Below are 6,853 nucleotides of genomic sequence, written 5' to 3'. Positions count from 1 at the left end.
AACTCACTGATATACCGTTTTTTGTAACACAAAGTTTTTTAAAGCCCAGGGGATTTGTCGGGATTTTCTCTTGCTTGCGGTGGTTTTTCACTATACTATATATATGTAGCCTGCTTTTCTTCTTTAGACTGAGGATTCAAAAAAGTGCTCCTCATATATAGTAAAGGTGTTTCTCCCCCCTCCCGCGTTAGGGATAGCAGCGTAAAGCCCACAGACAAGTGCAATGCAATGAAACGCGGCGAGGACTTGAAGCGTATAGCCCGACCGTAAACAAACAAACCCGCTATTTCCTTTTCGAAATAACGGGTTTGTTTATTGTAGGGAACGCCAAAATTGATTTAATTACTTTTCTGCAGCCTTTTTGGATAGCCAGAAATCAGTGAGGGCATCATAATCTACCGGATTAGCCGGTTTTTGATTCTGCAATCGTCCCGACTCAAAACCTCTTACTAATATAGTCTCTATTAAATAATCTTCATTGACTTCAAAGGGAGCGTATTTTGTTTTTAGGTTTATATCAAACATCCTGGCTGTTGAATTGGACCAAAACGCTTTCCAACTGTTTTTAAGATTACTCACTAATTCGTACGTTGTATTCCCAGTTTGGCGGTGAATCAATTTTACGAGTATCTGTCCTTGTTTACGAGAAAGCTTCTTGAGTCTGGCTTCAAATTCATTACTAAGATAGTCTTCTACAATTTTGAAGTATTTCTTTTTTTCCTTGCTCGTTTTAAGCTTTGCCATTCCTCTATTTAAAGCAGTCAATCTTTCGGAGGCCAATTTTGCATACGGATAGGTTTTATATACTCTGTTCTGAAGAATTAAAAATTGCTTTTTGGCTTCGAGATCTAACTTCTCTTTATGAATAATAATTTCGGGTAATAATATAGTATCGCTAAGAATAGTATCGTTTTCTGTCAGGACGTAGCCCATTCCTATTGTGTCCTTTTGGGTTACCTGCGCAGTAGCAGATACAGAAATAAAAAGTAAGAAAAGTAGAACTTTAATAATCTTCATGTTTGAAAAATTTAATTGTCAAAATTATGCATTAAATATACAACTGTAAAGCCAAATTTATAATTTAGCGGAAAAATAATTTTATGAGTACTGAATCAATATTAAAAGAGAGCTCTCTTACGTTTTTAGAGAAATACCTAAATAATGCATCTCCAACAGGCTTTGAAGCTCAAGGTCAAAAACTTTGGATGGAATACATGAAACCATATGTGGATACTTTTATTACCGATACGTATGGAACTGTGGTTGGGGTAATCAATCCAGACGCTCCCTATAAAGTAGTAATCGAAGGTCATGCAGACGAAATTGCCTGGTATGTCAACTACATTACAGATGACGGATTAATTTATGTGATTAGAAATGGCGGTTCAGATCATCAAATTGCGCCTTCAAAACGCGTAAACATCCATACCAAAAAAGGAATTGTAAAAGGTGTTTTTGGATGGCCTGCAATCCATACCAGAAACAGGGATAAAGAGGAGAACCCAAAAATCAGCAATCTATTTATTGATTTAGGCTGTGAAACAAAGGACGAAGTTGAAAAATTGGGTGTTCATGTGGGTTGTGTGATTACCTACCCGGATGAATTTATGGTTTTGAACGAAAATAAATTTGTTTGCCGTGCTATCGACAACCGTATGGGCGGATTTATGATTGCTGAAGTAGCTCGTTTGCTACATGAAAACAACATAAAACTTCCTTTTGGACTATATGTTACTAATTCTGTTCAGGAAGAAGTAGGTCTGCGTGGTGCCGAAATGATTACCCAAACCATAAAACCAAACGTGGCAATCATTACTGATGTATGTCATGACTCCACTACTCCAATGATTGAGAAAAAAATTGAAGGAGAAACCAAAATTGGTAAAGGTCCAGTTGTTACTTATGCGCCAGCAGTACAAAATAATTTGAGAGAGTTAATTCTGGAAACCGCTTTTGCAAAAGAAATTCCTTTTCAACGATTAGCTTCATCGAGAGTTACCGGAACCGATACGGATGCTTTTGCCTACAGTAATGGTGGTGTCGCTTCGGCTTTGATATCATTACCACTTCGTTATATGCATACCACAGTTGAAATGGTACACCGTGAAGACGTAGAAAATGTGATCAAACTAATCTATGAAACCTTATTAAAAATAGAAAACGAGGAAACTTTTTCTTATTTCAAATAGTTTCTTTAGGAGCTAATCCCGCTATTCGTTGCGATCTTTCCCTTTTTAAAGAAAAAAGGAAAAGGATCTCCACTGCTATCGGGGCTAAAAAAACAATAAATGAAGTCCATTTACATCATGTTAATCGTTTTTTCAGGAACCTTCCTTTGGTCAATCATTAATCCAAAAGAAGGTTTTACCTGTTTTTTAGAAATTATACCGGCTTTAATAGGAGTTTCTATTTTAGCATCTACATTTAAAAAATTCAGATTTACCAATTTTACTTATTTCTTAATTTTAATTCACTGTATTATTTTATTCATTGGAGGGCATTATACTTATGCCGAAGTTCCTCTTTTTGATTTCATCAGAGATGCGTTTCATCAAAGCAGAAATAATTATGACAAAGTGGGACATTTTGCACAAGGATTAATTCCAGCAATGATCATTCGAGAATTGTTTATCCGAAAAAGTGTAATTGCCAATAAAAGCTTTTTTAATTTCATTGTCGTTTCCATATGTTTGGCCATAAGTGCCGCATACGAATGGATAGAATGGGCTGTTTCACTTTTATCAGGAGACGAGGGAGATGCATTTTTAGGAACTCAGGGTTACATTTGGGATACACAGTCGGATATGCTATTTGCAACAATCGGAGCAATTACCGGTTTGGTTCTGTTATCTAAAATTCAGGATAAACAGCTTAAAACTCTCTGACCTTATTATTTATAAAAACAGGAAAGCATCATTGTAATTGTACAATGATGCTTTTTTTTACTAATTCAAATAAATACTATAGACTAGCCACAGGTTTTGATTCTGATGATTTCAAAAACGCTGCTGCTTCTGTAGCATTGGATATTTCAGCATATTTTAATGCAGTCATTCCTCTCTCATTTTTCTCTTTTAGATTGGCTCCATTAGCCAATAATACTTTAATAATTTCTACTTTATTAAATCTGGCAGCCATCATTAAAGGAGTTAATCCATTTGACTTTTCGTTAACGTCTGCGCCATATCCAATTAATTTTTTTACAAGATCTATTTCTCCTTTAGAAATTGCTACACACAAAGGAGTTGCTCCTTCATAAGTAGGACGATTAATTTCTTTTTGAGTAGAAGAATTGTAATTTGATGCTTGAGAAACTGTTGAGAATGTCACTAAAGCAATTCCTAGGTAAACGATTGATTTTTTCATGATGATTGTTTTTTTCGTTAATTAATTGATTGATTGATTTTTGATGATTTAAATGGCTACTTATTTTGCCTTTACAAATATATGTATAAAAAAAGGTATCTTGCTTTACAAGGTACTTAAATTTAACATAAAATTAACTTTTTAACTTTCTTTAAATTAGAAAACTAACTAAAACGAAAAACTTCAAAGAGCCTAATATAGAGACGTTTAAATATCAAAAACGTTACACTCTTTAAGAATAAAATATTTTTTTTAACATTAGAAGTATCCCGAATCCATAATTCTGCAAAAAAATAATTCAAACTGCAAATTGTATTTTTTTTTACTAAATTTACTTGAAACAAATCACATTATGCAATCATCAGCACTATCAGTAGAGGACTATTTAACGGAAATTCCCGAAGAAAGAAAACCGTATTTAAACAAACTTCGCGAGACCATCGCTAAAAATATTCCGGACGGTTTTGCAGAACAAATGAGTTATGGAATGATAGGATTTGTTGTTCCGCATTCAATTTATCCCGATGGATATCATTGCTCCCCAAAACTTCCTTTGCCTTTTGTAAACATCGCTTCACAAAAAAACTTTATATCATTGTACCATATGGGACTTTATGCAGACAAAGAATTACTGAATTGGTTTGCAACAGAATATCCAAAATACAGTTCCCAGAAATTAGATATGGGAAAAGGCTGCATCCGATTTAAAAAATTAGACCAGATTCCTTATGATCTAATAGCGCAACTTATGCAAAAAATTACGGTTCAAGATTGGATTTCTTCTTATGAATTCAATTTTAAAAAATCAAAATAATCATTCACTTTAAACTTAGACACCATGAACATTATCAAAAAAATTATTTTTGGATTATTGGGAATTATAGCTTTAGCATTAATTGTTGCATTATTTCTGCCAAAAGAATATGCTGTAGAAAGGGAAATTAGCATCAACAAACCTAAAGACAGTATTTTTAACTATGTGAAATTTCTAAAAAATCAAGACAATTTCAGTGTTTGGTCACAAATGGATCCCAATATGAAAAAAACTTTTTCAGGAACGGACGGAACTGTCGGAGCGATATCAGCCTGGGAAAGTCAAGATAAAAATGTAGGCGTAGGCGAACAGGAAATCAAAAAAATTATTGAAGGAGAACGAATTGATTTTGAATTGCGTTTCAAAGTTCCATTTGAATCGACAGACATGGCTTACATGACTACCGAAGCTGTTTCACCAAATAAAACTACAGTAAAATGGGGCTTTAATGGAAAATCACCTTATCCCATGAATTTAATGTTAGTTTTCATGAATATGGATGAAATGCTAGGAAAAGATCTGGAGAAAGGACTTTACAATCTAAAAGTTGTCATGGAAGAATAAATCATAATTTGCAAAATCAAAAAACCGCAATCTAAACTTCGATTGCGGTTTTTTTATGTAATCTGTTTGATCAAATTCTCTTATCTATTTGCTAAATAAGCCAAAACGTTCTTCTCAATTCTTTCATTGATATTAGAAATATCTGCTTTTACGAATTTTTCACCTAAGATGTTCTCGTATAATTCAATATATCTGTCTGAAACGGTTTCGATATATTCGTCAGTCATATTCGGAATTTGTTGTCCTGTCTGACCTTGAAAACCATTTTCAATTAACCAACGACGAACAAACTCTTTGGATAATTGCTTTTGTTCTTGTCCATTATCTTGTCTTTCCTGATATCCCTCAGCATAAAAATAACGAGAAGAATCCGGTGTATGAATTTCATCTATTAAAACAATTTCACCATCCTTGGTTTTTCCAAACTCATATTTGGTATCCACTAAAATCAACCCACGACTGGCTGCGATTTCAGTTCCTCTTTGAAATAATGCTCTGGTATATTTTTCTAAAACTAAATAATCTTCTTCAGTAACAATTCCTTTAGAAAGAATATCCTCTCTGGAAATGTCTGCATCGTGTTCCCCATTATCCGCTTTTGTTGTCGGTGTTATAATTGGGGTTGGGAATTTATCATTTTCTTTCAGTCCTTCTGGCATAGTTACCCCACAAAGGGTTCTTTTTCCGGCAGCATATTCACGGGCAGCATGGCCTGAAACATATCCACGGATCACCATTTCTACTTTGAAAGGCTCACATAAATGACCAACAGCAACATTTGGATCCGGAGTAGCAATCAACCAATTAGGAACTATATCTTTTGTAAGTTCCATGAATTTGGTAGCAATTTGGTTTAGGATTTGACCTTTATATGGAATCCCTTTTGGTAAAACCACATCAAAAGCCGAAAGCCTGTCTGTAGCGATCATTACTAAAAGCTCATCATTTATATTGTATACTTCCCTAACTTTTCCTCTATAAACTGATTTCTGATTAGGAAAATTAAAATCAGTTGTTGTGATTGTGTTGCTCATTATTACTATTGTTGAGTTGTTGTTGTTTTTTTACGAATGCAAATTTATGATTATTTTAGGAAGAAATGCAAGGAATCAACATAGTTCAAACAATTAATAAATTGTGAGACTAAATCAACGGTTTCACCTGCCCCTCAGAAAATTTTACAGCGCTAAGTTTTATGTTGAAATAGTTGATTTTAATAACTCTTGATGTAAATGTTTTGCAACCCCGTCGTTATCATTTGTTGAAATTACCTCCAAATGAGAGAGTTTCGTTTTCAAAGAATCAGGGGCATTACCCATAACCAAGCCTTTACCTGTTTTCAAGAGCATTTTCTCGTCATTGAATCCGTCACCAAAAGATATTGCTTGATGGAAATCAAAACTTTCTTTTTCTAGAATTTTTGCAATAGCGACACTTTTGTCTACCGATTTATCCATAAATTCTAAACATAGCGGAAGACTGAACGCATGACTGAAAAGATCCGAATGCTTCTCTAAAATCTGATCTCTCAGTTCAATCAATTTAGAATGTTTTTCATGGGTAAAGAATACTTTTATGGCACTTAAATCCTCTAAATTGTCAAAATCTACCAATTCAGGATGATAATTCAGTTCTGGCTGAAACTCATTTAATTTTTCATTGTGTTTATTTGTTTGCCAAACATTTTCTCGGAATAATACGGTTGTAATTGTTGGATCAATATCTAAAGACAAAACCGATTTAACAGAATTACTTTCCATATTAATAGAAAAAAGAAGTTCTTTTTCTGGCGAATGGATCCTTGCCCCGTTTGATGTCACCAGATAAAGCGGAATTCCTAAGGTTTCAACTATAGGCATCGCATCTAGGTGATGACGGCCTGTTGCCACAATTACGAGATAGTTTTGATTATGAAGTTCCTGAAAAATGGTTTTAGTATACTGGGATATTCTGTGGTCTGCGTTAAGTAATGTACCGTCTAAATCGCTAATTACTACTTTAATTTTTTGTTTTGTCATTGCTCGTTTTTCACTGTCATTTTTAATAAATCCAAATTTATTGTATTTTAAACAGATACACAAAGTTTAATGAAAAGTTTGGGTTAACTTT

At 33.9% G+C, this 6,853-nt stretch carries 8 protein-coding genes; 4 read left to right on the top strand and 4 right to left on the bottom strand.

Annotated features, from left to right (window positions below; genetic code table 11):
- Positions 1–342 precede the first annotated feature (342 nt).
- A complete protein-coding gene (locus ABEB23_RS04140; RefSeq protein WP_348811113.1) occupies positions 343–1,017 on the bottom strand; it encodes a DUF4294 domain-containing protein in 675 nt (224 codons plus the stop codon).
- A gap of 83 nt (positions 1,018–1,100) precedes the next feature.
- Here ABEB23_RS04140 and ABEB23_RS04135 point away from each other — a divergent pair, with 83 nt between their 5' ends.
- Together ABEB23_RS04135 and ABEB23_RS04130 are read left to right on the top strand one after the other, a co-directional pair.
- Positions 1,101–2,189: a M42 family metallopeptidase gene (locus ABEB23_RS04135; RefSeq protein ID WP_348811112.1), complete on the top strand. Its 1,089-nt coding sequence runs from the start codon at positions 1,101–1,103 to the stop codon at positions 2,187–2,189.
- Between the two features lie 99 nt (positions 2,190–2,288).
- Complete coding sequence (locus tag ABEB23_RS04130; protein WP_348811111.1) at positions 2,289–2,885, top strand: DUF2238 domain-containing protein; 597 nt, start codon at positions 2,289–2,291, stop codon at positions 2,883–2,885.
- Positions 2,886–2,961: 76 nt separating this feature from the next.
- Here the strand turns inward: ABEB23_RS04130 and ABEB23_RS04125 are convergent, their stop codons facing one another.
- The gene (locus ABEB23_RS04125; RefSeq protein ID WP_348811110.1) at positions 2,962–3,366 is read right to left on the bottom strand and encodes an ankyrin repeat domain-containing protein; all 405 of its coding nucleotides are present in this window, start codon (positions 3,364–3,366) and stop codon (positions 2,962–2,964) included.
- A gap of 352 nt (positions 3,367–3,718) precedes the next feature.
- Between ABEB23_RS04125 and ABEB23_RS04120 the strand changes: the two genes are divergently transcribed.
- Positions 3,719–4,180 (top strand): DUF1801 domain-containing protein, encoded by a 462-nt coding sequence (locus tag ABEB23_RS04120; RefSeq protein WP_348811108.1) that lies wholly within the window; start codon positions 3,719–3,721, stop codon positions 4,178–4,180.
- A gap of 24 nt (positions 4,181–4,204) precedes the next feature.
- Complete coding sequence (locus tag ABEB23_RS04115; RefSeq protein WP_348811107.1) at positions 4,205–4,744, top strand: SRPBCC family protein; 540 nt, start codon at positions 4,205–4,207, stop codon at positions 4,742–4,744.
- Between the two features lie 80 nt (positions 4,745–4,824).
- Here ABEB23_RS04115 and ABEB23_RS04110 read toward each other — a convergent pair whose 3' ends face one another.
- Positions 4,825–5,778, bottom strand: coding sequence for a phosphoribosylaminoimidazolesuccinocarboxamide synthase (locus ABEB23_RS04110; protein ID WP_348811106.1), 954 nt, complete (start codon positions 5,776–5,778; stop codon positions 4,825–4,827).
- A 159-nt stretch (positions 5,779–5,937) separates the two neighbouring features.
- Complete coding sequence (locus ABEB23_RS04105; RefSeq protein WP_348811105.1) at positions 5,938–6,762, bottom strand: Cof-type HAD-IIB family hydrolase; 825 nt, start codon at positions 6,760–6,762, stop codon at positions 5,938–5,940.
- Positions 6,763–6,853 lie beyond the last annotated feature (91 nt).

The sequence above is a fragment of the Flavobacterium maritimum genome, assembly GCF_040049085.1.
GTDB lineage: Bacteria > Bacteroidota > Bacteroidia > Flavobacteriales > Flavobacteriaceae > Flavobacterium > Flavobacterium maritimum.
The sequence above is the reverse complement of the archived record's forward strand: the minus strand, read 5'-3'. Positions and strand labels throughout refer to the sequence as shown.